A 25630-nucleotide genomic window follows, 5' to 3' on the forward strand; every position below is an offset into this window, starting at 1 on the left:
GGATTGCGGTAATGGAAAATATTGATGACTACCCGGTAAGCCGGGTTCCCGTGTCTGTTCGACTGCCGTTTTTCAATGTGGCGTTGGTGCATATAGGGATGCTGACCGCACTGGATCAATTTATGTTGGGGGCGGTGCTGGGGCATTCGATGACACTCAGCGATGCGTTTCTGGCTATTGCCATCGGCAGTGCGATATTTGGTGTTGTTACGTTGGGGTTGGGTTACGCGGGCATGAAGGAAGGGTTGTCCGGGAGTTTGCTGGCGCGCTGGTGTGGGTTTGGCCGCATCGGTGCGGTATTTATCGGCGCTATTATCGCTGTCAGCCTGTTGGGTTGGTTTGGTGTGCAAAACGCCGTGTTTGCCAAATCGCTCAATTTTGCATTGGGCGACAGACTGGGGTTCGGCTGGTCGGCCGCACTTTCTGGTTGCGCGTTGACGCTGCTGGTCACGTTTGGTTTTAGCGCGCTGCGGTATACCGCCAGAGTTGCAGTGCCGCTGTTTATCATGGTCGTCGGTTATATTTCGTTTATGACGCTCACCGGCCACAATATTACCGAACTGCTGCAAAAAGGTGTATCTGGCGAGGCCATCTCCGTGAGCGCCGGGGCGACCATGGTAGTCGGTGGTTGCATCGTGGCGAGCCTGATCACCCCCGACATGACCCGTTACTCCCGTCGTGGGCGGCATGTGTTCTGGATTACCATGCTGTCTATTATTATCGGCGAGTTTATCGTTAACGGGCTGGCAATACTGATTGCCCGAGCGCTGAATACCGCCGACATTGTGACCATCATGTCGCAAACTGCGGGCGGTATCGGGTTGATTACCGTCATTTTCTCCACGTTGCGCATCAACGATATCAATTTGTATTCCTCATCGCTGGGGATTGCGAATGCGGTTGAGGGCATCACTGGCAGAAAGCTGAGCTATAAATCCATCACGTTACTGATAGGTTTTATCGGTACCTTCCTGTCGGTGATCGGTATCCTGGACCGGTTCGTGGATTTCCTGACCTTGCTGGGGGTGTTCTTCCCACCGGTAATTGGTGTCATGCTGGTGGATTACTATATTTTGCGTACCAGTCGGAGCGTGCTGGACGAAAGCCGCCAACGTGGTGAGTTGCCGGATGCCGCCAGTACGCCACCTATCGGCTGGGCGGCGATGATGGCCAGTCTGGCGGGGAGCGCCGTTGGGTTGTTCACCGAATGGGGTGTTCCGGCCCTGAACTCGCTGCTGGCAGCCAGTGTCGTGTATTGGGCTATCAAGGTAGTCGCCCCGGCACCGAAACCCATTTACGCCGAGTAATCGCTAGTCTGTGATGATCATCCTTGCAAAACAGTCACCTGCGATTTCTACCTTTATTGGTAAGGTTATCCTGTTATCGTCAACATCGTTTGATATGATGTGAATCCGATTGGGGCGTGCGGGTCGCGCCTCGTATTTTTTGACGCAGCATTGAGATAGCCGTCCGGCATAGTTTTGTCAGCGTAATAGTTTTGTCGGCGTAAAAGAAACTGCACCGAGTGAGGAAGCAATAGATGACACAAATTCAAAGCGGTATTTTGCTGGAGCATCGCCGTTTTGCCATCTTCATGGAAGCTATGGTACAGGGCGAATTTGATGCCATCCGCCAGGGTTGCAAGAAGTTTTGTCAGGCGCTGGCCGAGTTACAGCAGCGCTTTCCTGACGCGGGGCTCGGCGCGGTGATCGCTTTTGGCTACGATGTCTGGCGTGAGCTGGACTGCGATAACAGCGCGCAGGAGCTAAAATCTTTCACGCCGTTGGGTAACGGGCTGGCTCCCGCGACCCAGCGCGATATGCTGATTCACATCCAGTCGCTGCGTCATGACGTCAATTTTTCACTGGCGCAGGCAGTGCTGGCCGCGTTCGGTAACACTATCAACATCGAAGAAGAAACCCACGGTTTCCGTTGGGTGGAAGACCGTGATCTGAGCGGTTTTGTTGATGGTACCGAGAACCCGCAAGGCGATACGCGTCGCGATGTCGCCATTGTTCCGGACGGTCGGGCAGGCGAGGGCGGCAGCTATGTGTTTGTCCAGCGCTGGGAACACAACCTGCGCCAGTTGAACCGCATGAGCGTCGAACAGCAGGAACAGATGATCGGTCGCACGAAGCAAGACAATGAAGAATTGTCGTCCGAGGCGCGGCCGATAACCTCACACCTGAGCCGTGTCGATCTGAAAGAAGACGGCAAGGGGTTGAAAATTCTGCGCCAGAGCCTGCCCTATGGTACCGCCAGCGGTAAGCACGGCTTGTATTTCGCGGCGTACTGCGCCCGTCTTCACAATATTGAACAGCAACTGTTGAGCATGTTCGGCGACCGTGACGGCAAACGTGACGAGATGCTGCGTTTTACCCGCGCAGTCAGCGGTAGCTACTTCTTCGCGCCTTCTCTTGATCGTTTGCTATCGCTATAACAGAATCCGGTTTTGCTACGAGTGACAAACAGGCACTGCATCGCGGTGCCTGTTTTTTTGGCGACGCCTGGCGTCGTGCGGAGAGAGAACGTGAGTACGCTTGAACACTGCGTCGGCAATACGCCGTTGATCAAATTACAACGTCTGGCGGCGCATACCGGCAGCGAAATCTGGTTGAAGCTGGAGGGCAATAACCCGGCCGGGTCGGTAAAAGACAGGGCGGCGTTGTCGATGATTCAGCAGGCGGAACGCCGGGGTGAGATAGCCCCCGGAGACACGTTGATTGAGGCGACCAGCGGGAATACCGGCATTGCGCTGGCGATGGTGGCGGCGATGAAAGGTTACCGACTGCGGTTGCTGATGCCGGAAAACATGAGCCGGGAACGTCAGGATGCGATGCGTGCCTACGGGGCGGAGCTACTGTTGGTCAGCCGTGAGCAGGGGATGGAGGGCGCACGAGACCTGGCCCGGCAAATGGCACAGGCTGGCGAGGGAACGTTGCTCGATCAGTTCAATAATCCGGATAATCCGTTGGCGCATTTCACCACCACCGGCCCGGAAATCTGGCAGCAAACGCAAGGACGACTCACCCATTTTGTGTCCTGCATGGGGACCACCGGGACTATCACCGGCGTTAGCCGTTACCTGAAAAGCCAGAGCGATACGGTTTGCACTGTGGGCCTGCAACCACAAGACGGCAGCCAGATTCCGGGGATCCGCCGCTGGTCGCCGGACTACATGCCGGGCATCTTTCAGCCACAGTTAGTTGACCGAATTATGGATATGTCGCAGCAGGAGGCGGAAAGCACCATGCAGCAACTGGCGCGGGTGGAAGGCGTTTTCTGCGGCGTCAGCTCCGGTGGGGCGGTAGCCGGGGCGTTGCGTATCGCCGCCGAACACCCCGGCAGTCTGGTGGTGACCGTGGTGTGCGATCGCGGCGATCGCTATTTATCGACCGGTGTGTTTGGCTGACGTGCTACTCGCGCTCCAGCGCGTGGATCGGTTGCAGCCGTGCCGCCCGTCTGGCCGGGAAGAAGCCAAAAATCACGCCAATCAGGCTGGAACATAGAAACGCCGCCACCATGGCGGTGGCTGAATAAACGAAAGTCACACCGCTGACGTGGCTGGCGATTGCGCCAGCCAGTACCGACAGCAGCATACCCAACACGCCGCCGCACAGGCATACCAGCACTGCTTCGATTAGAAATTGCTGCATAATATCGCCGGTGCGTGCGCCGACAGCCATGCGCACACCGATCTCCCGCGTGCGCTCGGTGACAGACACCAGCATGATATTCATGACACCAATGCCACCCACAATCAGTGAGATCAGCGCGATAGCCGATACCAGTAACGTCATGGTGGCGGTCGTCTGCTGAATCGTCTGGCGAATGGTATCGGTATTCATGACGAAGAAGTCTTTGCTGCCGTGCTGACGCGTCAGGGTTTGGGTGATGCCTTGTTGTGCCACACTCAGATCAATGTTGTCTTTGACCCGAACGGTAATGCTGCGCAGGTACGACTGACCGACCATACGGCGCATGACGGTAGTATAAGGCACCCAGATGTTCAGGTTTTCATCGCTGCCGAAGCCGGACTGTTTGCGGGTGGCGACACCAATAATGCGACAGGGCAACTGGTCGAGAAAAATCACTTGTCCCAGTGGGTTCTCACCATGAGGGAACAGTGTGTCGCGGGTATTCTGGTCGATAACCGCCTCTTGCGTCAGGCGCTCGACGCTGAGCGGTGAAAACCCACGCCCTTGTGACAGGGTATAGCCGCGTACCGTGAAAAATTGCTCGCCTACGCCATTAACACTGACCGAGACGGCGTTATTGGCATAACGCAATGTGGCCGAGGTCGACACCGTGGGGGTAACGCTGTGAATATAAGGCTGTTGCTCCAGTGGCGGTAGATCGTGACTGCGTAGCGTTTGGATAGCGGCAGAGCGCATGTCACCAAAATCTTTGCCGGGAAAAATCTCCAGCGTGCTGGTCCCCATCGCATTGATGTGTTCCAGCACCTGTTGTTGCGACCCTTTGCCGAGTGCGACCACCGAGACGACCGAGGCAATGCCGATGATGATCCCCAGCATCGTCAGGAAAGTACGCATCCGCTGTGCGTTCATGGCGCGTAACGCCATTCTGAATGCATTCTGTAACCGATCATATTCTCGGGTCAGCATCCTGCGGGTCAGTGTTCTGCCCGGTTGCGAGGGGGGAGGGGCAGTCGGACTGAGCCGTACTCCTGCGGCGGCGGTGTGGTGGTCGGCCACGATTTCGCCGTCGTGAATCTCGATGATGCGCTCGGCCTGTTGGGCGATGCGTATGTCGTGCGTCACCAGCACGATAGTATGACCTTGCTGATGTAGCTCGCGCAGGATGGATAAGACGTCTTCGCCGCTGGCGCTGTCGAGCGCGCCAGTGGGTTCATCAGCCAGAATCACCTGACCGCCGTTGATAAGCGCCCGGGCGATACTGACACGTTGTTGCTGACCGCCTGACAGTTGGTTGGGCGTGTCCTGCAAACGCCCGGCCAGACCCAGTCTTGCCAGCAGGGCGGCGGCGCGCGCCCGGCGTTCGTGGTGGGGTTGACCGGCATAGACCGCTGGCATTTCTACATTGTCGCCGACGTTTAAATCATTTAGCAGGTGATAACGTTGGAAGATGAACCCAAAGTGCTCGCGGCGTAATGCGGCAAGCTGGTCGTCATTTCGCGTCAGGGTCGATACTCCCGCGACCTGATAGTCCCCTTGGGTGGGTTTATCCAGACACCCGAGGATATTCATCAACGTGGATTTTCCAGACCCGGATGCGCCGACGATCGCCACCATTTCACCGGCGTTAATCGTCAAATTGATGTTTTTCAGTACATCGACGCCAAGTTCGCCGTGGGTAAAGCGGCGGTGAACCTGACGGAGTATTAGCAGCGGTGTGCTCATGACTTAAAACCCCATCGGTGGCGGCGGTGACGAGCTACGGTTACTGTCGCTGGCTAATTGCTGGCTTATCACGACCTCTTCACCGGGTTGTACGCCGGACAGCAACTGGATATACGCGCTGTCGCTGATGCCGGGCGTGACTTCGCGCCATTGTGGTGGGCTTTGTGGCCGAACGACCTGAACAAACCATTTATCCTGACGATGTTGCAACGCACTGATCGGCACCACCGTGGCGTGTTTCGCTTCGGACAAGAGAATGTAGACTTGTGCAGTCATGGAAATACGCAAGGTTTCATCCGGATTGGCGACATCGAATAACCCGTTGTAGTAGATGGCGGAACTGGAGGAACTGCTGCTGGTGCTACTGCTGCTGGTTCGGCTACTGCTGGTACTGCTGCTGTCGCTGCTGATGGATTCTGGCGCGGGTTCAATCGCGCGTAGCACCGCCTGATAACGCTGACGCGGATTGCCGAGAATCGTGAACCAGACCGGCATACCGGTTTTGACGTTGATAACGTCGGCTTCTGATATTTTGGCCTCGATAGTCATGGTGTCGAGGCTGGCTATTTTGGCGATGGTCGGCGCGCTTTGCACCGCGTTAACGGTCTGCCCTTGCTCGACCGGCAGCGCCACTACCGTGCCCGCTATCGGCGAGACGATCTTGGTGTAGGCCAGATTAACCTGTGCGGTATTCACGGCGATATTCGCCCGCACAATTTGCGCCTCCAGCGCGTGGATATCAGCCTGGGTTGCTTCGAGCGTCGTTTGGGCGCTGTCGTAATCGGCCTGTACCCCAACGCCGGTTTGCATCAGGCGTTGCTGGCGTTGCCAGTTACGCTGGTTGTTGCGTAGCGTTGCCAGTTTGGAGGCCAACTGCGCCTGAATATTATCCAGCGCCGCTTTGCTGTCTTGCAGGGTGTTTTGTTGCGTCAGATCGTCGATGTCGGCCAGCAACTGGCCCTGTTTTACCTTATCGCCCAGCGCAACGTGCAGGGCTTTAATTTGCCCGGAAACCTGCGCGCCGACGCTAACCAGCTTGCGGGCATTCACCGTACCGTCGGCCAGAACCGTTTGTTGCAGGTCACGAATATCCACCGCGGCCGTAATATAATTTCGTGCGGGCGCAGGTCGGGAAAGAAGTATGGCGGCGAAGACAGCGATGGCGACAGGTAACAATAGCAGCCACCAGACCCGGCGACCGGTACCAAGAGGAGATTTCATCAAAACGAACGCATCCTTGACTGAATAAATTGCCGATACAACGAACGTGGGCAGTACACGTGGCGTATCACTGACGAGTGAAATCAGGGCTGGGTATAATTTACCTGTCCTTCAGCTTTACCGGCGTTATGTTTTGAACGGCAAAAGGTAAGGATTCCGTAAATACTGCTGCGCAGATTGCGACCAGCCCTGACAATAAGGGCGGTAATAATGCATGGGAAGAACGTATGAAAATTTTACTGGTAGACGATGACGCTGAACTGGGGAACATGTTGTGTGAATACCTCACGGCGGAGGGATTTAGTACTTCACAGGTCATGACCGGCAAGGAAGGGATCGACGGCGCCATGTCCAGTCAGTATACCGCGATGATTTTGGACATCATGTTGCCTGACATGAGCGGGATTGACGTGCTGCGGCAAGTACGTCGGAATCACGCGATTCCCATCATTATGCTGACGGCCAAAGGCGACAATATCGATCGCGTCATTGGGCTGGAAATGGGGGCGGATGATTATGTGCCGAAACCCTGTTATCCACGGGAGCTGGTAGCGCGTTTGCGCGCGGTGCTACGCCGTTATGAAGACAAGTCGGAAAAAAGTGAAGACGCCGGGACAGTCAGTTATGGCGACCTGGTGGTGTGCCCGTCTACCCGCAGCAGCGAGTGGCGTGGCAAGGTGTTTGATCTCACTGCGTCGGAATTCAATCTGCTGGAGCTGCTGATGCGCTCGTCGAGCCGGGTCGTGACCAAGGATGAACTGTCGGAGAAATGTCTGGGGCGGCGCCGTGAGGCCTATGACCGCAGCGTGGATGTCCACATCAGTAATATTCGTCAGAAACTGGCCGCGTTGGATGAGTGTAACCTGACCATCGAGACCGTGCGCAGCGTTGGTTATCGGATCCGTTAATGATGCATGGAAGGTTGTTCTGGAAGATTCTGCTGGGGCTGTGGCTGACGTTTTTCGTCATTTCGCAGCTATTGTGGGTGGGTTTCTCATTTTACGGCGAGCGCCCCGAGCCGCCGGAAATGCGTCAGGTCAAATACACCGCGTCCTTTCAAATGGCATTGGCGGTACAGGCGTTGCGTCAGGGGGGAATGGCTGAGCTCGGGCGCACGCTGGCCGACTGGCCGAAGAACGAGCGTGTTTATATCAATGTGTCGGTGGTCGGTGATAACGACGAGCCGACTGGTACTCCCGAGCCATTGCCGGGCATGGGAATGCCGGATGAGCCACCCCACCCCGGCAGAGAGGGCTTCGGGCCTCCGCCAGAGCCAGGAAGGTTCTCCGACCGAGCGGATCGCGCGTTGCAGCAGGCTGTGGACGGCCCTGACGGGCAGCGTTATCGGGTGAGTTTTGATATCGAGCGCTGGCGGCATGATGTGATGCCGAAGGAGCCCCCGGCGTCGCTACCGTTTTTCCTGCATTTGCCGCCGCCGATGATCTGGATTGGCGCGCTGGGCGGATTACTGTTTAGCGCTATGTTGGCATGGAATCTGGCACGCCCGCTTGGGCGGTTGCGGGCGAGTTTCGAACAGGTGGCGCAAGGCGACCTGTCGGTACGGCTTTATCCGTCGATGCGGCGTCGTCATGATGAGATTGGCGATGTGGCCCGGGATTTTGACGCGATGGTCGGCCGTTTGTCGATACTGGTGAGTGCGCGCGAGCAACTGCTGCACGACGTCTCCCATGAGTTACGATCGCCGCTGGCCCGGCTACAACTGGCGATAGGGCTGGCGCGCCAGAACCCCGACAACGTAGAAAACGCCTTACAGCGTATTGAGCGTGAAGCCGAACGCATGGATAAGATGATAGGCGAGGTGTTGACGCTCTCCCGTGCTGAGAACCATATGGCCAACAGTCATGCCGTCAATAGTGACGAGTATTTTGACCTGCTCGGGTTAGTGAACGCGGTGGTCAACGATGCCCGCTATGAAGCGCAGGTGCCGGGAGTCGATATTGCGTTAAGCCCCGGCGATTATGACGATTATACCGTTAAGGGTTCGGCGGAATTGATGCGGCATGCCCTGGACAACATCATCCGTAATGCACTGCGCTTCTCTTCACGCGGCCAACAGGTGCTGGTGACCTTGTCCCGGGATGAGAAAGAGTGGTGCATCGGCGTGGCCGATAGTGGCCCGGGAGTGGATGAGAGTAAGCTCTCCAGCATTTTCGACCCGTTTATGCGTATCGATTCGCCGCAGTCGGGCAAAGGGTATGGGCTGGGGCTGGCGATCGCCCGCAAGGCGGTGGTGGCGCATGGCGGCCGGATTGAGGCGGAGAATCGTCAGCAGGGCGGATTACAGATTCATATCTGCATTCCATGCTGGCAGTAGTGGCTTACTGATCCTTGTAGCGAATTGACGCCAAAACAGTCGCTGCCCTGTGGTGATTTGGCGTCCTGAGTCGTTTGTCGGCGGTGAGGCTCACCACTCAGCGCGTGGTTAATTACCATGAAATAAGGGGGGACGGCCTTCGGCTTGTGCAGCCATGCCTTCAATAAAATCCTTGGTGCGATAAAGCGCACTGTACTGTGCACCGAGTTGGGCGAAGGCGATGGCCTCACTGGAATCAATGGCCAGATGCGCCGATGCCAGCGTAGTTTGTATGCCGATGGGGCCGCATGTCGCGATTTTGTTGGCGATAGCAATGGCTCTGTCTAGCGTAGCCTGAGGCGTCTTGGCGATCTCTTGTAATATTCCCATACGATAGGCATCTTCCGCTCCCCAATGCTCCCCTGTCAGCATGAATCGCATGGCATTGCCCCAGCCAGCTTCGCGTACGAATCGAACGGTGGAGCCGCCCCCAGGAAAACGTCCGTGGGAGTTTTCATCCTGACCAAACCTCGTATCGGCTGCCGCAACCCGGATGTCTGCTGACAAGAAGAGCTCGTGGGCCATATTCCATGTGTCGCCGTGCACGGCAGCGATGAGCGGTTTGGCGCGCCGGGTCGGGCCGTAATTAAGTGGACTGATGACGTGAGTCAGGCCGGCCAGAATATTTCCGTTGCTATTGACGGTGGCTTTGTAGGCATCCACATCGATACCCCGGGAAAAATGGTCCCCGTGACCGAATAAGATCGCTACCCGCAGAGAAGAATCATGATCGTAGTCGTATATGGCTCTTGCCAGTGCCTGAAATGTTGCAGGATCGATACGGTTGTGGACGGCAGGGCGATTGAGCCCCAATAACACGATTTGCCCCCGGCGTTCGATCGATAATTTGGTGTTTGGTTCTGGTGGAACTTCAGCAAGGGTTGTTGGTTGCGTCGCTGTTTCTGTTGTGGGGGAGGGCGTCTGTTCCGCACCAAGTGCAGATGTCGCCATTGCCATTGTCGGTACGGCGGCGGCGAGGGTAGCTGTTGCCTTAATCAATGTACGGCGCGTTAAATCAAGTTTTTCTTCCACTTATTACGCTCCAGTTTGGGTTGCCTGCCATGTCCGGTGAGCATCATTAGACGGTCGACGCGTCGTTGACGCTTACAGATAAACCCGAATATTAAAAAGCCCTGGTGTATGGCAAAGAATCACCAGGCAGTCCTGAGACTGGTGCTGGTGGGGGAATGACGTTGGTTGTCTTGTGCGACAGCAAGTGTCAGCGCCTCTGTCTGGGGCGCTGCCGTGATCATGGTGGTGAGATAGGATCACTTTATGACATCAACCCGCCGAAGCATCAGTACACATAGTTAATCTTATAATAAGAGTTACTGGTCACGCAAGCACCTGCCAGAATATTGAGTCTGCGGTGATCACTCCTGGAATGGCCTGAGATTGCAGGCTGGCGCGGTCTAAATAAGGTTTTGCTGTTGATAGGGTGATTTCTATAATTAGCGTTTTATGCAAGGTGTCGGATTGGGGATAGGGCTTATGCGTTCGAAAGGTTTTGATGGAATGGTGTGTTCAATTGCTGGCGTTATGGCCGCAATTGGCGATCGCTGGGGGCTGTTAATCCTGCGTGATCTTATCTTTGGCATTAGCCGATATGACGAGCTACGTCAATCATCCGGCGTCACCAATGCGACATTGAGCGATCGACTCAAGCACCTCGAGGCCCATGGTCTGATTGAGCGGCGGCGCTATCAAGTCAATCCTGAACGATTTGAATACCTTCTAACTCCCCATGGTTGGCAACTTGCGCCGATCATGGTGATGCTCTCTCAGATTGGCGATCGCTTAGGTCTATCCGGCGCTTCAGCGCCGCCGTTAAAATTTGTGAATCGGAAAACCGGTGCCGATGTGCGCTGGAGCTTCATCGATCAGAACACCGGTGAGCTGCTGAGCGGTGAGGATATTGCCTTTGAAGAAGGGCCAGGGGCGGATGATTTGGTGCGCTGGCGACTTTCTCACACCAATCGCCGCTATGAAAGTGATACCACGACGCTCTTGGAGGACGACTTAGTCTCTGAGCCTAAGACTAAATGAGCAGGATACAGCTATAAAAGAAGCCGCCAAATAAGCAAAAAAACGCCGCAACATTTATTTGTTGCGGCGTTCTTAAAGGATCAATGCGTGATGCATTGCACCTACAGGCGCATGAGGGTCGGTTATTTCTTGATACGAATAACCGGGGTTTCCCCCACAACCACGGTGCCGCTCAGCTTAGTCAGTTCTTTAATCTCATCCATGTTAGAGATAACAACTGGCGTCAGAGTGGACTTGGCTTTCTCTTCCAGCAACGGCAGATCAAATTCGATCACCACGTCGCCTTTTTTGACACGCTGTCCTTCTTCGGCGATGCGTTTAAAGCCTTCGCCTTTCAGTTCAACGGTATCAATACCGAAGTGAACGAACAGTTCGATACCCGTGTCTGATTCAATAGAAAAAGCATGGTTGGTTTCGAAGATTTTACCGATGGTGCCATCGACCGGCGCAACCATCTTGTTACCGCTAGGTTTGATAGCGATACCATCGCCGACGATCTTCTCAGCGAAGACAACATCAGGCACGTCTTCGATATTGACGATTTCACCGGATAACGGGGCAATGATTTCGATGCTGCCGGTTTCTTTCTTGTCATCAGAAACCAGAGATTTCAGTTTATCGAACAAACCCATGATTTTCTCCTAAGCATTAATATTGGGTCAGCACAGCGGTATCAGCAAAGCGTCTTTTCTTTAATGAACCGGCTTACCAGACTGCTTAACTCTTCTGCTGTCGGCTGGGCTAATGCCTGCTCCGCCAGCGCTTTCGCATCTTCGTAGTTGGCATTGCGAATAATTTTCTTGATGCGAGGAATCGAGATGGCACTCATGCTGAACTCATCCAGACCCATTCCCAGCAGCAGTAGTGTAGCACGTTCGTCACCTGCTAGTTCACCGCACATGCCAGTCCACTTGCCTTCGGCATGGGAAGCGTCGATTACCTGCTTAATCAGGGTCAACACGGCCGGAGACATCGGGTTATAGAGATGAGAAATCAGCTCGTTCCCACGATCTACCGCCAGAGTATACTGGGTTAAGTCATTTGTCCCAATACTAAAGAAGTCAACTTCCTTCGCCAGATGATGGGCGATGGCCGCCGCGGCCGGGGTTTCCACCATCACACCGACTTCGATGGTTTCATCAAATACTTTGTTTTCAGCACGCAACTGGGCTTTGAGCATCTCCAGTTCGGCTTTCAGGGTACGCACTTCTTCTACCGAAATGATCATCGGGAACATGATGCGCAATTTACCAAATGCGGAAGCACGCAGAATGGCGCGCAGCTGAGAATGCAGGATCTCCTTGCGATCAAGACAGATACGAATTGCACGCCAGCCGAGGAACGGGTTCTCTTCTTTCGGCAGGTCCATGTACGGCAGGTCTTTGTCACCACCGATATCCATGGTACGCACGATCACCGCCTGAGCGCCCATCGCTTCCGCGACGGCTTTGTACGCCTGGAACTGCTCTTCTTCGGTCGGCAGGGCATCGCGGTCCATAAACAGGAATTCGGTGCGATACAGGCCCACGCCTTCGGCGCCGTTACGTTCAGCACCGGCGATGTCGCGCACGGTACCGATGTTCGCGCACACTTCAACCTCATGACCATCCAGCGTGATGGCCGGCAGATCTTTGAGTTTAGCGAGTTCGTATTTTTCGGTGTTGTACTGCTCCTGAACCGCTTTGAGCTGCTCAATCGTAGCCTGATCAGGATTCAGGTAAATCTTGTTGTTTACCCCATCCAGAATAACGAAATCGCCATTCTTGATTTTCTGGGTAGCGTCGGTAGTCCCTACGATGGCAGGCAGTTCCAGCGAACGCGCCATGATGGAGGTGTGGGAGGTACGGCCGCCGATATCGGTAATGAAACCCAGCACTTTGTTCAGGTTCAACTGTGCGGTTTCAGACGGGGTCAGATCTTTAGCGATCAGGATAACTTCGTCCTGAATGTCACCCAGATCAACGATATGCATGCCCAGGATATTTTTCAGCAGGCGCTTGCCGATATCGCGCATGTCTGCTGCGCGCTCTTTCAGGTATTCGTCATCGAGTTCTTCCAGCGCTTTCGCCTGGGTTTCGATAACGGAAAACGCCGCCGCGTCCGCAGACGCATGCTCGTCTTTAATCAGGGAAATGATTTCCTGCTCGAACTCTTCATCTTCCAGCAGCATGATATGCCCTTCGAAGATGGCTTCTTTCTCTGGCCCCAGCGTCTCGGCGGCTTTTTGCTTGATTGCCTCCAACTGCTGTGACGCTTTGGCGCGACCAGTCAGGAAGAGTTCGATTTCCTTCTCGACCTGGTCTGCGGAGATTTTTTTCCGGTTGATGACAATCTCATCATCTTTCAGTAGCAGCGCCTTACCAAAAGCGATACCCGGTGATACTAATATGCCTGAAATCATAACCCTACCTTACTTGATCCTGATGTTCACTAAAGAGAGCGGGCCGTTTACTCAAGCTCAGCCATCAGTTTAACCAGATGTTCAACGGCTTGCTGTTCGTCTTCGCCTTCAGCTGAAATCGTAACAACAGTACCTTGCGTCAGACCCAAGGTCTGCAACTTGAACAGGCTTTTCGCGCTGGCGCTTTTGCCGTTAGAGGTGACGTTGATTTCAGAGGTAAAACCTTTAGCTTCTTTCACAAACTGTGCGGCAGGACGAGTGTGCAGGCCATTCGGTGCGGTAATCGTTACTTCTTGCTTGAACATTCTGTTTTCCCCAACTTGTTGGATTAGGTTCATGTTGTGGAACTAAAGTTTAGTGTATCTACTGAACTTTAGCCTGTTTGGTTGCCCTGAATGGGTCAGGGCAGGCCGGGATGCGGTTGAGGGAAACGGAATGCGCTTACCCCTGGCTTAAGTCGACAATGCTCCTTGTTCTTATGTTGATGAAGCGTCCGGCCTTGCTGCTTCATGTCACAAGAGTGATATCCGTATGCGGAGCGTCGACAGATATTAATTTCACGCATCAAAATAATTGTCCGGTTAAATACTAAACCTGACGGTGAAAAGCAATGTGCAAGTAACAGAAAGTTTGAACTCTGCCACAAAAAAGCACCCCGCAGGGTGCTTTTTTAACTTTTAAATCACATTTGTGAGTGCCGGAATTACTGCTGCAATTCCTGTTCGGTGAACAAATCGGCAAATAACGCAGTACTGAGGTAACGCTCGCCGGAGGATGGCAGAATCACCACGATGGTTTTGTTGGCGAATTCTTCTTCTTTTAACAGGTTAAGCGCAGCCGCTACCGCCGCACCGGAAGAAATCCCGGCCAGAATGCCTTCTTCTTCCATCAAACGACGGGCCGTGGTGATGGCTTCTTCGTTGGTGATGCGTTCAACGCGGTCGACCAGTTTCAGGTCCAGGTTGGCAGGAATGAAACCAGCGCCGATCCCCTGAATCTTATGCGGGCCAGGTTTGATCTCTTCGCCCGCCAGCGCCTGGGTGATAACCGGGGAGTCTGTCGGTTCAACGGCCACAGAAATGATCGCTTTGCCTTTGGTTTGCTTGATATAGCGGCTGACGCCCGTCAGCGTACCACCTGTACCGACACCAGCAATGAATACGTCCACTTCGCCGTCGGTGTCTTCCCAGATTTCCGGCCCGGTGGTTTTCTCATGAATTTCCGGGTTGGCCGGGTTGCTGAACTGCTGCAACAACAGGTAATGTTCCGGGTCGCTAGCCACAATCTCTTCGGCTTTGGCGATAGCGCCTTTCATGCCTTTGGCACCTTCGGTCAGCACCAGATTGGCGCCCAGCGCTTTAAGCAGTTTGCGACGCTCCAGACTCATGGTTTCCGGCATGGTCAGTGTCAGTTTGTAGCCGCGCGCTGCCGCCACATACGCCAGTGCGATACCGGTGTTACCGCTGGTCGGCTCTACGAGTTCGACACCGGGCTTCAATACGCCGCGTTTTTCGGCATCCCAAATCAGGTTGGCACCGATACGGCATTTGACGCTGAAGCTCGGGTTACGTGACTCCACCTTAGCCAGAATACGCCCATTACCAATGCGATTCAGACGAACCAGCGGCGTATGGCCGATAGTGAAAGAATTGTCTTCGTAGATCTTACTCATAGCCCGTCCTTAATAACTGTATGAAATTTTTGCGAACCTCAGAGAGAATACTCGTTCGCGAAAACCAGTGAAGTAAAGAATCGCTATATCGATATGTTCTGAGGAAATATATTTTCATTAATATCCAGTTATAGAACATCGTAGCGTCACTGGCTCTCCTTTCGGTGTTCGTGTCAGTGCCGGGGCCGTGTGCTGGAAAGATGGCGGTAACGGTCGACCCACAAGGCGGTCGCGCCGCAGACAGCAACCGGCATGATCAACAAGTTCAGCACCGGCACCATGGTGAACAGGCTGACCAGCGCGCCAAATTGCAGATTCGCCAGCTTGTTTTGCCGCAACGCCTTACGCATGGTGGCAAAGCTGACTTTGTGGTTATCGAACGGATAATCGCAATATTGGATTGCCAGCATCCAGGCACCAAACAAAAACCACAGCACAGGAACGACCGTCTGGCCGACGCCCGGTACGAAATACAGCAGCAGTAACACCAGCAGACGGGGTAAATAATAGGCCAATTTTTGCAGTTCGCGTCGCATGATGCGCGGCACGTCTTTGGCAATATCGAGCATGCCGTTGGAAGGCAACGGCTGGCCGGTCAGCCGGGCTTCCAGTTGCTCCGCCAGCAGGCCGTTGAATGGCGCGGCGATCAGGTTGGTCAGGGTGCTAAAGAAATAGCTGAAAACCAGCAAGACGGAAAGTGTCACCAGCGGCCAGAGCAGGTAGCTGAGCCACTGTAGCCACTCCGGCACATGGGTCATTAGCTGCGGGATCCAGGTGCCAAGCTGGCGAAACAGCCACCAAAAAGCACCACCCATCAGCAGGATATTCACCAGCATGGGAAGAATGACAAAACGACGGATACCGGGCAGAGAAAGCAGTTGCCAGCCTTTCAGAAAATAATGCAGGCCGCTGTGTTTGGGATCAAGGTGTTGCGTGTAGGACATGGGGCGGTTCTCACCTTATGGTAGGCAGGTTACGGCATCATATCGGGATGAATTTCGGCTGGCTAGCTGCGATTTGCCTGAAAAAACGGCAAAAAAATGCCCGCAGTCGATCTTTATTATCATAAACTAGTGTACAGACTTGCACTTGAGTACACAGGCAAATACAGTTAGAGGTATGTGTATTTGCCGTAGTGGCAATGTATTGGAATAACTGGGATAGCAATGATGCAGGACCTGCGTCTGATCTTGATTGTCGTTGGCGCGATCGCAATTATAGCACTGTTACTGCATGGTCTTTGGACAAGCCGTAAGGAGCGCTCGTCCCTTTTCCGCGATCGTCCGGTAAAACGCCTGAAGCCAAAGCGTGATGATGCCCCCTTGGAAGACATTGACGATGGGGTGGGTGAAGTGCGGGTAACGTCTTCTCGCCGTCAGCAAAATACGCCGTCCGGCAGCGCTGCGGGTGATCGTTTTGAGGCGACCTTCCGCCAGGAGCCGACCGTCTACGATCCGCTGCTGGATGAGGTTGAGCCGCCAGCGCCGTCGCATCAGCCTGTTCAGCCTGCTACCCCGTATGCTGAACCGCAGCCTCGCTATCAGCAACCCGCTTCCCACCCCCAGCCGGCAGAACCGGTGCAACGCGTTGCGGAGCAGAGAGCGGAAGAGTCGGCACCTGACGTTAACCATCACCCTCATGCTGAACCGGTGTCTGAAGCGTCGTTGTCTTCACAGCCGATGCCACAACAAGAAGTGGTGCTGGTTTTGCACGTAGCGGCTCATCAGGGCGGTGTGATTGGTGGTGAAGTGCTGTTGCAAAGCGTGTTGCAGTCAGGTTTCCAGTTTGGCGAAATGAACATCTTTCATCGGCATGTTAACCCGGCAGGCAGTGGGCCGGTGTTATTCAGCCTGGCTAACATGGTCAAACCCGGTTCGTTCAATGTGGACGCGATGTCTGAATTTACCACGCCGGGCGTGTCGATTTTCATGATGGTGCCGTCTTATGGCGATGCCAGCCAGAACTTCAAGCTGATGCTGCAGTCCGCTCAGCGTATCGCTGACGATGTGGGCGGTGTGGTACTGGATGATGAGCGTCGTCTGATGACGCCGCAGAAAGTGGAAGCCTATAAAGCCCGTATTCGCGATGTGCTCAAAGCAAACAGCGCTCAGAGCGAATAACGGCAGTGCGTTGTGATATCACCGCTTTCAGAAGCCTCCGTTTACGGGGGCTTCTTGCTTTTATCGCGTGTTACGTCCATCGGGGTATGACTTTCATCGAGTAATTACGTTCATCGCGCGGTTTTTCCGTGCTATCTCCATCGCGTCGTTTCCGTAACGAGCGCATTTCGTGTGGTAGTGTCGGCCGGTGAATCTACCGGTTGGCAATAAGGTGCAGACAGTGAGTGGCAATAATACGTTAAAACAGGAGTTGGGACTGGTTCAGGGGATTGGGTTGTTATCGACCTCGCTGTTAGGAACCGGCGTGTTTGCTGTGCCTGCTCTGGTGGCTGAGCAGTCGCAAGGTGATAGCTTGTGGGCCTGGCCGCTACTGATTGCCCTGGTGTTTCCGATTGCGATTGCCTTTGCCTCGTTGGGAAGGCACTTCCCGAATGCCGGTGGGGCGGCGCATTTTGTGAAGCTGGCGTTTGGGCCGCGCCTGGCGCGGGTGACCGGATGGTTGTTCCTGTCGGTGATCCCGGTGGGGTTGCCAGCGGCGATGCAGATTGCCGCCGGGTTCTGGCAGGCTGCCTTTGGGTTGAGTGCCGACGGGTTACTGCTGGTGCAATTGCTGACGCTGGCGGCGATTTGGCTACTGGGAATACGCAGTGCCGGTTCCAGCGCCACCATCCAGACGCTGATTGCCTTACTGGTGGTGCTGTTGGTGGCGGCAATCTGGTGGAAAGGGCAGATTGCGCCGTCCCAGATTCCGTGGCCTGCGCTTACGCAGGTTCACGGCGCACAGATGCTGGATGCGCTGGCAGTGATGTTCTGGTGTTTCGTCGGGCTGGAAGCCTTTGCGCATCTGGCAACGGAATTCAAATCACCCGAGCGTGATTTCCCGCGGGCGCTGCTGATAGGCATGTTGCTAGCCGGTGCCGTTTATTGGGGATGTACTGTCGCCGTTTTGCATTTCGGGGCTTACGGTCCCCATCAGGCTGCCACCGCATCGCTGCCGGGCATAGTGGTGCGATTGTTTGGCGAGCATGCCTTGTGGCTGGCTTGCATTGTCGGCTATCTCGCCTGTTTCGCCAGCGTGAATATTTATACCCAGGGTTTTGCCCGTCTGGTGTGGTCGCAGGCCCCGGAAGGGAGCCGACTAGCGCGTTTATCCACTGCGCGCGCGCCGGTGAACGCGTTATCGCTGGTGGTGGCCTGCTGCCTGCTCTGTTGCCTGTTGATTTACTGGCTGCAACTGCCGTTATCTGAGCTGATCGTTTACGCCAACGGCATTTTTATTTTGATTTATCTGCTGTGTATGCTGGCGGGGTGGCGGCTGTTGCATGGCCGTTCCCGTGTGATGGCAAGCATCGGGAGTGTACTATGCGTGGCGTTGCTGCTGACGCTCGGCTGGAAATCGCTGTATGCGTTAGGGATGCTGACGGTGCTATGGCTGGTGCTGCCGGTAAGACGTGCTGTTATCGCTACTGAATAAAACCAGACAGGAGCGCAGGCCCTGTCTGGCATCGTGCCGCTGTGTTACTGAGCGTCGTCGCCAGGCGGCAGTTGTTCCGTGGCTTCGCGGCCTGCGACTTTCGCTTCCAGCTCGCTCATCCGCTGTTCCAACAGCGCCAGTTTTTCGCGGGTACGCAGCAATACCTGGGTTTGTAAGTCGAATTCTTCACGGCTGACTAAATCCAGTTTGCCTAACTGCGATTGTAAGATCTGACGGATTTTCTTCTCCATGTCTTCGCCAAATTCCCGGATGCCTTTTGGCATGGATTCCTGCACCTGACGGGCAATCTGCTCTAATTTCTTCGGGTCAATCATGACACTTTCCTGAACTGTTTGACGAAAGGGTGGATATACATCAAGTGTAATGCCTGACCCGCACGGTATAAACAAAAAGTCATTTTCATTCGATAAATTTTGCGATCCATAAGCGGGGTTAGTGATTGCCCCTCCCTTCGGTTAGCGCTATAGTAACCCTGCTTATTCTCAGGGCGGGGTGTAATTCCCCACCGGCGGTAAACCAGTGTGTGGCCTTAAGGTCAGCTGGAAGCCCGCGAGCGCTCAGACTGCATGGTTTGAGGTCAGCAGATCCGGTGTAATTCCGGGGCCGACGGTTATAGTCCGGATGGGAGAGAGTAACGGTTTCTGACAGGCTAGCGCCTGCCCGCGTTATTTTTTGCGTTTTTGTCTGTTTTCTCAGTGCAAAAACGACTCCTCAAGTTCGCCCTGATTCTGGTAATCCATACTAACAATGAGGTTTTTTTACCATGAATCAGACTTTACTTTCCGAATTCGGTACACCTGTCGAACGCGTTGAACGTGCGCTGGATGCATTGCGTCAAGGCCGTGGCGTCATGGTGTTGGATGATGAAGACAGGGAAAATGAAGGTGATATGATTTTCCCCGCCGAAACCATGACCGTTGAGCAAATGGCGCTGACCATTCGCCACGGCAGCGGTATCGTATGTCTGTGTCTTACTGAAGAACGCCGCCAGAAGCTGGAACTGCCGATGATGGTGGAAAATAACTCCAGCCATTATCAGACGGCGTTCACCGTGACTATCGAAGCGGCTGAAGGCGTCACCACAGGTGTTTCTGCCGCCGATCGCCTGACAACCATTCGTACCGCGATTGCCGATGATGCCCGTGCGAGCGATCTGAATCGCCCTGGTCATGTGTTCCCACTGCGTGCGCAGCCGGGTGGCGTGCTGGCGCGTGGTGGTCATACTGAAGCCACGGTGGATTTAATGCGTCTGGCTGGGTTTAAACCGTTCGGCGTGCTGTGCGAACTGACCAATGATGATGGTTCCATGGCGCATGCGCCGGAAGTGATCACCTTCGCAAAACAGCACAATATGCCGGTGCTGACTATCGAAGATCTGGTGGCTTACCGTCAGGCGGCTGAGCGTAAAGCCAGCTGATTGTTGCCAGACACTATCACGTCTTTGAAACAGGGCCGGTTTTCCGGCCCTGTTTTTTAGATAATTGTTTTTCAGATATGTATTTTTAGGCAGATGCTTTTTCAGGCGTAGGCTTTTTCAGATGCCGGGTTTAGGCTGGTTTGCGAGTCAGTAGTGTGGCAAAACGCAGTTTGATGCGATTGCCGTCGGCGTCGGTTTTGTGCAGTTCCCCCACATCCTCGTTGTATTTCACTATTTCCCAGTCACGATAATAGTCGTGCAATTCGTTGTGCCCGAAAGTGAACGAGAATGGCAGCGGGCAGGGGAAGTCGTCGGTGGACATAGCGGCGACAATCAGGTTATAGCCTCCGGCGACCGTGTGTTCCTGCATATTGCTGATAATAGCCGGGACGCAGGAACGATCCAGAAACATGAATACCACTGTCGACAGGATGAAATCGTACTGATGGCGAATATCGGCCTGATTGATGTTGTGGACGAACGCGTCGATCCCACTGAGTGACTCATCCGCGATTATCTGGTTGAGCTTATCAATACTCATGGCGTTCTTGTCACAAGCTGTAACTTCAAAGCCTTTCAGGTTCAGGTAGAGTGCGTTACGTCCGCCGCCACAGCCCAGATCCAGCGCTTTTCCCGGCTGGATATAACGCAGGGCGTTGACAACTTCTGAGTGGGTGCGTGTCAGCTCATATTTTTTGTGGTAGTAATCTTCCGCCGTGCAATAGAAACTGAGCTGGCATTGCAGGTCGTCGGAAAACGCGGCAATGCGGTGCCAGCGCTGCGGCTCAATATAAGGCGGCTGTTGCTGTGGTGAAAACAGCAAGCGCTCTGTGACTTCGCCTTGTTCCGTCAACAGTTCGAACGTCAGTTCGCCCTGCAGTATTTCCAGTTTTGCCCAGGTGCCTTCTTTGGTGTTGTGCTTTTCCTGGAACGCCGCAGGCAGCATATTGCTGTTCCATACCGGCATCTGTTTATAACAAATCAGTTCTTGCATTGGGACCTCGTACGTTCGCGTCTATGGCTATTCTATTAATCACGCGATGGTGTTACCAGAAATATGTATTATAAATGCATGAAATGGCAAGGCGACCGCCGGGCGGTCGCTGGATACACCATCATAATGACAGTTGTCGTAGCAGTGGGAAGGCCTCTTTCATGCGGTCGCCGCCGACCACGAAGGCCCGTAACTGTTCCCCTGCCATTCCCTTTGCCACGATGCCGCCATGATCGGCGATGAGGTGCCAGGTGAGTGCCGGGTTTTGTGTTTCCCCCGCCAGTTGCAACGGAAACAACGGCGTTTTTACTTTAATCAACATCGCAGGCAGGGTGAGTGGCTGCTCCCCTTGAGGGTGATGAGTTTCCGGGGGAAGGCGTGCGACAATACTGTGAGCCGCGATGCTGGCGGTCAACTGGATCGGTTGTAAAAAGGGCAGCAGTTTACCGTTAATTTCAGCGCAATCTCCCAACGCATAAATATGCGGATCAGAGGTGCGTAACTGGCTGTCGGTGACGATACCACGGTTTACCGACAGGCCTGCCGCTGCGGCCAGACCGGTATTGGCACGCAGTCCGATGGCGGAGATGACTTCGTCTACCATCAGTGTGCGGCCGGATACCAGCGTTACGCGCAGGCCTGTCTCGGTTTTTTCCACCTGCTGGAGCTCGGTGTCGAGTAGCAGTTCCACCCCTTGTTGCAGCAATGTGGTTTGCAGGCGGGCGCTGAGTTCGACAGGCAGAAGACCGGAAAGAAGATGCGATGCCCGATCCGCCACCATGACCTGTTTACCGGCTTGCGCCATATCCATCGCCAGTTCACTACCGATCAACCCCGCGCCGACTACCAGAATACGTGTTGCCTGCATCAGGCGAGTTTCCGCCTGACGATACTCCTGCTGGCTATTGAGCGTCAGCATCCATTCACGACCGGGAATGGGGGGGAGCACGGCGCTGGCACCGGTAGCCAGCACCAGTGTGTGGTAATCATACTGACGGTTACCACAGATGACGTGGCGTCGACTGGCGTCAATCGCGGTGACGGCGGTATGCGCCAACAGGGTAATCCGCTGTTCTTCAGCAAAGTGCGCGGCACTCATGCGTGTCAGGTCGTCGGCTCGGCGTTGCTGGCTTAACACATGGCTGAGCTCCGGCTTGCTGTAGTCGTCACCGCTGTCGGCGGTGATCAGGCGAATAGGGCAGTGAGCATGCTGTTTACGCAGGCTTTTAATCAATTGCCGGGCAGCAAAGCCTGCCCCGACAACGATTGTTTCATCAGAAATGATTTCATCAGACATGGCCGTTCCTTAGTTGATGGGGTTAAACACGTCTTTGCCTAAGCTGCATTCGGGGCATAAGAAGGTGTCCGGTACATCAGACCAGGTGGTACCCGGTGCCACGTCCTGCATCGGTTCGCCGATAGCCGGGTCGTAAATCCACTGGCATACGCTGCACTGCATGCGCCCGCTATACTGCGGCTCAGAGGTGTTGCTACAGGCGCAGGGGGAGGCGGCGGTTATCTCTGCGGATATGCCGGTGTCGGTCGCCACGGGCGTGGGGCTGATGTCCGTGGCGACCGGTGATACGGTTAACGGATGCAGCGCCCATTGGCGGGCAATTTCTCGACCATGTTCCCGGCAAATTGCCAGCGCAGACCCATCCGGACGCCATTTGGTTTTCAGCGACAGCGTGGTCTCGAAACCCGCGTCCATCAGCCGGGTCTGGATACGATCAACCGCGCCGCCGTTCCAGCCATAACTACCAAAGGCAGAGGCTTTCTTGTTCTGAAAACGCAGGCCGGTGATCTCTTCTAACATGGCGGCCACTTTCGGCATTATCACGTTATTCATGGTGGAAGAACCCACCAGCACACCTTTAGAGCGGAATACCTGCGTCAGAATTTCATTTTTGTCATGGCGGGCCACATTGTAGATTTTGACGGCGACACCCGGATCGACATCATGGATCCCCTGGGCGATGGCATCCGCCATCATGCGGGTATTGTTGGACATGGTGTCGTAGAACAGCGTGATGCGATCTTCCTGATAGCTATCCGCCCAGCGCAAATAGTGGTGAATAATCTGCGCCGGGTCATCGCGCCATACCACGCCGTGGGAGGTGGCAATCATCGATAATGGCAGGTTAAACGCCAGCACTTCGTTGATTTTGGCGGTGACCAGACGGCTGAACGGCGTCAGGATATTGGCGAAGTAGCGTTGGCACTGCTCGAACAGTTCACCCTGATCGACTTCATCATTAAACAGGTGTTCATCGCAGTAGTGCTGCCCAAATGCGTCATTACTGAACAGGACCGCATCACCGCTCATATAGGTCATCATGCTGTCTGGCCAGTGCAGCATCGGCGTTTCGATGAACACCAATTGCTTGCCGTTGCCGATGTTTAGTGAATCGCCGGTTTTGACGGTGTGGAAGTTCCATTCAGGATGATGGTGATGACCGGTAATCGAGTCGATAGCGTTATGGGTGCAGTAAATCGGCGTATTGGGGATATAGGCCATCAGCTCGCTCAGCGCCCCGGCGTGATCTTCCTCGGCATGGTTGATGACGATATAGTCGATCTGCGCCAGATCGATCTCCGCCATCAGGTTCTGGACAAAATCACGGCTGAACTTGTGGTCAACGGTGTCGATCAACACCGTTTTTTCTTCCCGGATCAGGTAGCTGTTATAGCTGCTGCCTTTCAGCGTTTTGTATTCAGTGCCGTGGAAGTCGCGAACTTCCCAATCCCGTTGGCCAACCCAGTGAATGTTATTTTTAACATGAATAGACATCGTCATACTCCAGTGAACGTAATAAAGGTCGATGCCATGTCATTGCACAGGCCGTGCCATGTTTTATATTGTTGATTTTTAATGATTTTAAAAATAGCCTTTGTCATTATGACAATAACCGGATAATGTCTTTTTGACACTCATTTGTGAAAAAGACACACCATGACGCTATCGATAGATGCCTTTGCGCACATTGCTATTGAGTTGCAGCAAGGGCTTTCAACCCGCGACCGTTTTCAACGCCTGCTCAACAGCCTGCGCCAATTACTCTGCTGCGATGCCGCCGCGTTGCTGCGTTATGAAAGTCAGTTGCTGCGCCCGCTGGCAACCGATGGGCTGGCACCGGACGTGCTGGGGCGGCGTTTTCGGCTCTCCGAACACCCGCGTCTGGAGGCGATAGCCCGTGCCGGTGATGTGGTGCGGTTCCCCGCTGACAGCCAGCTTCCCGACCCTTACGATGGCCTGATCCCCGGTCAGGAAGCGTTGAAAGTACATGCCTGCGTCGGTCTGCCACTGTTTGCTCACCATTCGCTGATTGGTGTATTGACCATTGACGGGATGGATCCACACCAGTTCGATCATTTTAGTGATGAAGAGCTACGGTTGATTGGCGCGATGGCGTCGGTAGCCCTGAGTAATGCGTTACTGATGGAGCAACTGGAACGCCAGACCGTGGCTCCACTGCCGGATGTCGCCCCGATGGCGGAAGAGAATGCCGATGAGATAGTGGGGTTGTCTGCGCCCATGCAGCAACTGAAAAAAGAAGTGGCGATTGTGGCCGATAGCGACCTTAACGTGCTGATCATGGGGGAAACCGGGGTCGGCAAGGAACTGGTGGCGCGGGCCATCCATCAGGGATCGCGACGTGCTGATCGCCCGCTGGTGTATCTGAATTGTGCCGCGCTGCCGGAGTCAGTGGCGGAAAGCGAACTGTTCGGCCACGTGAAAGGGGCGTTTACCGGCGCGATCCATCATCGTACTGGTAAGTTTGAACTGGCGGATAACGGTACGCTGTTTCTGGATGAAATCGGCGAGCTGTCGTTGACCTTACAGGCCAAACTGCTGCGGGTATTGCAGTACGGCGATCTGCAGCGCGTGGGTGACGACAGCAGCCTGAAAGTGAATGTGCGTGTGCTGGCGGCGACCAACCGGGATTTAAAGCAGTCGGTGCAGGAGGGGACGTTCCGCGCCGACTTGTTCCACCGGCTGAGCGTGTTTCCGCTATCGGTGCCGCCGCTGCGCGCGCGTGGTCAGGATATTGCGCTGCTGGCCGGTTTTTTCTGTGAGCGCAGCCGGGCCAGACTCGGGTTGCAACGCTTGTCATTATCGCCGCAAGCGACCCAGCTGCTGGTGCGTTATCCGTGGCCGGGGAACGTGCGCGAGCTGGAACATGTCATCTATCGGGCGACGATTGTGGCGCGGGCGGGGAACACGGTGGGGAACACGAGCGGCGATCTTGTCTTACGGCCGGAACACTTGAATCTGGATGGTGTACTGCCCGATGAGCCTCATCCCGCTAACGCAGAAAATACCGCGCCGTCGTGGCGTGGCGTCAGCCTGCGGGATGCCACGGAGCATTATCAACGACAGGTGATTAGCGATACGCTGGCGCGGCATCAGGGTAACTGGTCGTCCTGTGCCCGCGAGCTGGCGGTAGACAGCGGTAATTTACACCGTATGGCAAAACGGCTGGGGATAAAATAACAAACCCCGGCATG

22 protein-coding genes and 1 riboswitch are annotated in these 25630 nt (G+C 54.7%); of the genes, 10 read left to right on the forward strand and 12 right to left on the reverse strand.

Annotated features, from left to right (window positions below; all coding sequences use genetic code 11):
* Nucleotides 1-11 precede the first annotated feature (11 nt).
* The 3 genes from DZE2538_RS03810 to cysM all read left to right on the forward strand — a co-directional run bounded on the left by DZE2538_RS03810 (nt 12) and on the right by cysM (nt 3412).
* Complete coding sequence (locus DZE2538_RS03810; RefSeq protein ID WP_023639004.1) at nt 12-1307, forward strand: cytosine permease; 1296 nt, start codon at nt 12-14, stop codon at nt 1305-1307.
* Nucleotides 1308-1540: 233 nt separating this feature from the next.
* The gene (locus DZE2538_RS03815; RefSeq protein WP_023639005.1) at nt 1541-2440 is read left to right on the forward strand and encodes a Dyp-type peroxidase; all 900 of its coding nucleotides are present in this window, start codon (nt 1541-1543) and stop codon (nt 2438-2440) included.
* A 90-nt stretch (nt 2441-2530) separates the two neighbouring features.
* Nucleotides 2531-3412, forward strand: coding sequence for a cysteine synthase CysM (cysM, locus tag DZE2538_RS03820; RefSeq protein ID WP_038915627.1), 882 nt, complete (start codon nt 2531-2533; stop codon nt 3410-3412).
* A gap of 4 nt (nt 3413-3416) precedes the next feature.
* Here the strand turns inward: cysM and DZE2538_RS03825 are convergent, their stop codons facing one another.
* Together DZE2538_RS03825 and DZE2538_RS03830 are read right to left on the reverse strand one after the other, a co-directional pair.
* On the reverse strand, nt 3417-5381 hold the full coding sequence (locus tag DZE2538_RS03825) for a MacB family efflux pump subunit (protein WP_038915628.1): 1965 nt from the start codon (nt 5379-5381) through the stop codon (nt 3417-3419).
* A 3-nt stretch (nt 5382-5384) separates the two neighbouring features.
* A complete protein-coding gene (locus tag DZE2538_RS03830; RefSeq protein ID WP_019844440.1) occupies nt 5385-6602 on the reverse strand; it encodes an efflux RND transporter periplasmic adaptor subunit in 1218 nt (405 codons plus the stop codon).
* Between the two features lie 227 nt (nt 6603-6829).
* Here DZE2538_RS03830 and DZE2538_RS03835 point away from each other — a divergent pair, with 227 nt between their 5' ends.
* Both DZE2538_RS03835 and DZE2538_RS03840 read left to right on the forward strand, forming a co-directional pair.
* Nucleotides 6830-7510, forward strand: coding sequence for a response regulator transcription factor (locus DZE2538_RS03835; RefSeq protein ID WP_038907166.1), 681 nt, complete (start codon nt 6830-6832; stop codon nt 7508-7510).
* A 2-nt stretch (nt 7511-7512) separates the two neighbouring features.
* Entirely contained in the window at nt 7513-8937 is a 1425-nt protein-coding gene (locus DZE2538_RS03840; RefSeq protein ID WP_038917099.1) for an ATP-binding protein, read from the forward strand.
* 108 nt (nt 8938-9045) lie between these two features.
* Here the strand turns inward: DZE2538_RS03840 and DZE2538_RS03845 are convergent, their stop codons facing one another.
* Nucleotides 9046-10008 carry an enoyl-CoA hydratase-related protein gene (locus tag DZE2538_RS03845; protein ID WP_038915629.1) on the reverse strand — a complete coding sequence of 321 codons (963 nt, stop codon included), beginning with the start codon at nt 10006-10008 and terminating at the stop codon, nt 9046-9048.
* 459 nt (nt 10009-10467) lie between these two features.
* Here DZE2538_RS03845 and DZE2538_RS03850 point away from each other — a divergent pair, with 459 nt between their 5' ends.
* Complete coding sequence (locus DZE2538_RS03850) at nt 10468-11022, forward strand: winged helix-turn-helix transcriptional regulator (protein WP_023639010.1); 555 nt, start codon at nt 10468-10470, stop codon at nt 11020-11022.
* A gap of 122 nt (nt 11023-11144) precedes the next feature.
* Here the strand turns inward: DZE2538_RS03850 and crr are convergent, their stop codons facing one another.
* From crr to cysZ, 5 genes are all read right to left on the reverse strand, one after another.
* Entirely contained in the window at nt 11145-11654 is a 510-nt protein-coding gene (gene crr / locus DZE2538_RS03855) for a PTS glucose transporter subunit IIA (RefSeq protein ID WP_012883547.1), read from the reverse strand.
* Nucleotides 11655-11695: 41 nt separating this feature from the next.
* Nucleotides 11696-13423 carry a phosphoenolpyruvate-protein phosphotransferase PtsI gene (ptsI, locus tag DZE2538_RS03860; protein WP_038913246.1) on the reverse strand — a complete coding sequence of 576 codons (1728 nt, stop codon included), beginning with the start codon at nt 13421-13423 and terminating at the stop codon, nt 11696-11698.
* Between the two features lie 47 nt (nt 13424-13470).
* Nucleotides 13471-13728, reverse strand: coding sequence for a phosphocarrier protein Hpr (ptsH, locus tag DZE2538_RS03865; protein ID WP_012883549.1), 258 nt, complete (start codon nt 13726-13728; stop codon nt 13471-13473).
* Nucleotides 13729-14126: 398 nt separating this feature from the next.
* Nucleotides 14127-15095, reverse strand: a complete 969-nt coding sequence (gene cysK / locus DZE2538_RS03870; protein WP_012883550.1) for a cysteine synthase A — start codon at nt 15093-15095, stop codon at nt 14127-14129.
* 173 nt (nt 15096-15268) lie between these two features.
* Nucleotides 15269-16039, reverse strand: a complete 771-nt coding sequence (cysZ, locus tag DZE2538_RS03875) for a sulfate transporter CysZ (protein WP_038915630.1) — start codon at nt 16037-16039, stop codon at nt 15269-15271.
* Between the two features lie 222 nt (nt 16040-16261).
* Here cysZ and zipA point away from each other — a divergent pair, with 222 nt between their 5' ends.
* Complete coding sequence (zipA, locus tag DZE2538_RS03880; protein WP_038915631.1) at nt 16262-17215, forward strand: cell division protein ZipA; 954 nt, start codon at nt 16262-16264, stop codon at nt 17213-17215.
* Nucleotides 17216-17435: 220 nt separating this feature from the next.
* Nucleotides 17436-18689, forward strand: coding sequence for an L-methionine/branched-chain amino acid transporter (gene yjeH, locus DZE2538_RS03885; protein ID WP_019844433.1), 1254 nt, complete (start codon nt 17436-17438; stop codon nt 18687-18689).
* 44 nt (nt 18690-18733) lie between these two features.
* Here yjeH and ubiK read toward each other — a convergent pair whose 3' ends face one another.
* On the reverse strand, nt 18734-19024 hold the full coding sequence (gene ubiK, locus DZE2538_RS03890) for a ubiquinone biosynthesis accessory factor UbiK (protein ID WP_019844432.1): 291 nt from the start codon (nt 19022-19024) through the stop codon (nt 18734-18736).
* Nucleotides 19025-19184: 160 nt separating this feature from the next.
* A riboswitch (FMN riboswitch) is annotated at nt 19185-19347 on the forward strand.
* A gap of 126 nt (nt 19348-19473) precedes the next feature.
* Here ubiK and ribB point away from each other — a divergent pair.
* Complete coding sequence (gene ribB / locus DZE2538_RS03895; RefSeq protein ID WP_012883556.1) at nt 19474-20127, forward strand: 3,4-dihydroxy-2-butanone-4-phosphate synthase; 654 nt, start codon at nt 19474-19476, stop codon at nt 20125-20127.
* A gap of 130 nt (nt 20128-20257) precedes the next feature.
* Here the strand turns inward: ribB and tehB are convergent, their stop codons facing one another.
* From tehB to norV, 3 genes are all read right to left on the reverse strand, one after another.
* Nucleotides 20258-21121, reverse strand: a complete 864-nt coding sequence (gene tehB / locus DZE2538_RS03900) for an SAM-dependent methyltransferase TehB (protein WP_038915632.1) — start codon at nt 21119-21121, stop codon at nt 20258-20260.
* 121 nt (nt 21122-21242) lie between these two features.
* A complete protein-coding gene (gene norW / locus DZE2538_RS03905) occupies nt 21243-22403 on the reverse strand; it encodes an NADH:flavorubredoxin reductase NorW (RefSeq protein ID WP_038917100.1) in 1161 nt (386 codons plus the stop codon).
* A 24-nt stretch (nt 22404-22427) separates the two neighbouring features.
* Complete coding sequence (gene norV, locus DZE2538_RS03910) at nt 22428-23912, reverse strand: anaerobic nitric oxide reductase flavorubredoxin (RefSeq protein WP_038915633.1); 1485 nt, start codon at nt 23910-23912, stop codon at nt 22428-22430.
* 162 nt (nt 23913-24074) lie between these two features.
* Here norV and norR point away from each other — a divergent pair, with 162 nt between their 5' ends.
* Nucleotides 24075-25616, forward strand: coding sequence for a nitric oxide reductase transcriptional regulator NorR (gene norR / locus DZE2538_RS03915; protein ID WP_038915634.1), 1542 nt, complete (start codon nt 24075-24077; stop codon nt 25614-25616).
* Nucleotides 25617-25630: the final 14 nt, after the last annotated feature.

This window comes from Dickeya zeae NCPPB 2538, from assembly GCF_000406165.1.
In the GTDB taxonomy this organism is placed as follows: domain Bacteria; phylum Pseudomonadota; class Gammaproteobacteria; order Enterobacterales; family Enterobacteriaceae; genus Dickeya; species Dickeya zeae.

Coding starts and splice junctions, on each gene's coding strand:
- ubiK (WP_019844432.1), bottom strand. CDS start 19,024: ATGATTGACCCGAAGAAATTAGAGCAGATTGCCCGTCAGGTGCAGGAA.
- DZE2538_RS03825 (WP_038915628.1), bottom strand. CDS start 5,381: ATGAGCACACCGCTGCTAATACTCCGTCAGGTTCACCGCCGCTTTACC.
- DZE2538_RS03810 (WP_023639004.1), top strand. CDS start 12: ATGGAAAATATTGATGACTACCCGGTAAGCCGGGTTCCCGTGTCTGTT.
- tehB (WP_038915632.1), bottom strand. CDS start 21,121: ATGCAAGAACTGATTTGTTATAAACAGATGCCGGTATGGAACAGCAAT.
- DZE2538_RS03835 (WP_038907166.1), top strand. CDS start 6,830: ATGAAAATTTTACTGGTAGACGATGACGCTGAACTGGGGAACATGTTG.
- ptsI (WP_038913246.1), bottom strand. CDS start 13,423: ATGATTTCAGGCATATTAGTATCACCGGGTATCGCTTTTGGTAAGGCG.
- DZE2538_RS03840 (WP_038917099.1), top strand. CDS start 7,513: ATGCATGGAAGGTTGTTCTGGAAGATTCTGCTGGGGCTGTGGCTGACG.
- norV (WP_038915633.1), bottom strand. CDS start 23,912: ATGTCTATTCATGTTAAAAATAACATTCACTGGGTTGGCCAACGGGAT.
- crr (WP_012883547.1), bottom strand. CDS start 11,654: ATGGGTTTGTTCGATAAACTGAAATCTCTGGTTTCTGATGACAAGAAA.
- cysZ (WP_038915630.1), bottom strand. CDS start 16,039: ATGTCCTACACGCAACACCTTGATCCCAAACACAGCGGCCTGCATTAT.
- ptsH (WP_012883549.1), bottom strand. CDS start 13,728: ATGTTCAAGCAAGAAGTAACGATTACCGCACCGAATGGCCTGCACACT.
- ribB (WP_012883556.1), top strand. CDS start 19,474: ATGAATCAGACTTTACTTTCCGAATTCGGTACACCTGTCGAACGCGTT.
- zipA (WP_038915631.1), top strand. CDS start 16,262: ATGATGCAGGACCTGCGTCTGATCTTGATTGTCGTTGGCGCGATCGCA.
- DZE2538_RS03850 (WP_023639010.1), top strand. CDS start 10,468: ATGCGTTCGAAAGGTTTTGATGGAATGGTGTGTTCAATTGCTGGCGTT.
- cysK (WP_012883550.1), bottom strand. CDS start 15,095: ATGAGTAAGATCTACGAAGACAATTCTTTCACTATCGGCCATACGCCG.
- norR (WP_038915634.1), top strand. CDS start 24,075: ATGACGCTATCGATAGATGCCTTTGCGCACATTGCTATTGAGTTGCAG.
- DZE2538_RS03830 (WP_019844440.1), bottom strand. CDS start 6,602: ATGAAATCTCCTCTTGGTACCGGTCGCCGGGTCTGGTGGCTGCTATTG.
- DZE2538_RS03815 (WP_023639005.1), top strand. CDS start 1,541: ATGACACAAATTCAAAGCGGTATTTTGCTGGAGCATCGCCGTTTTGCC.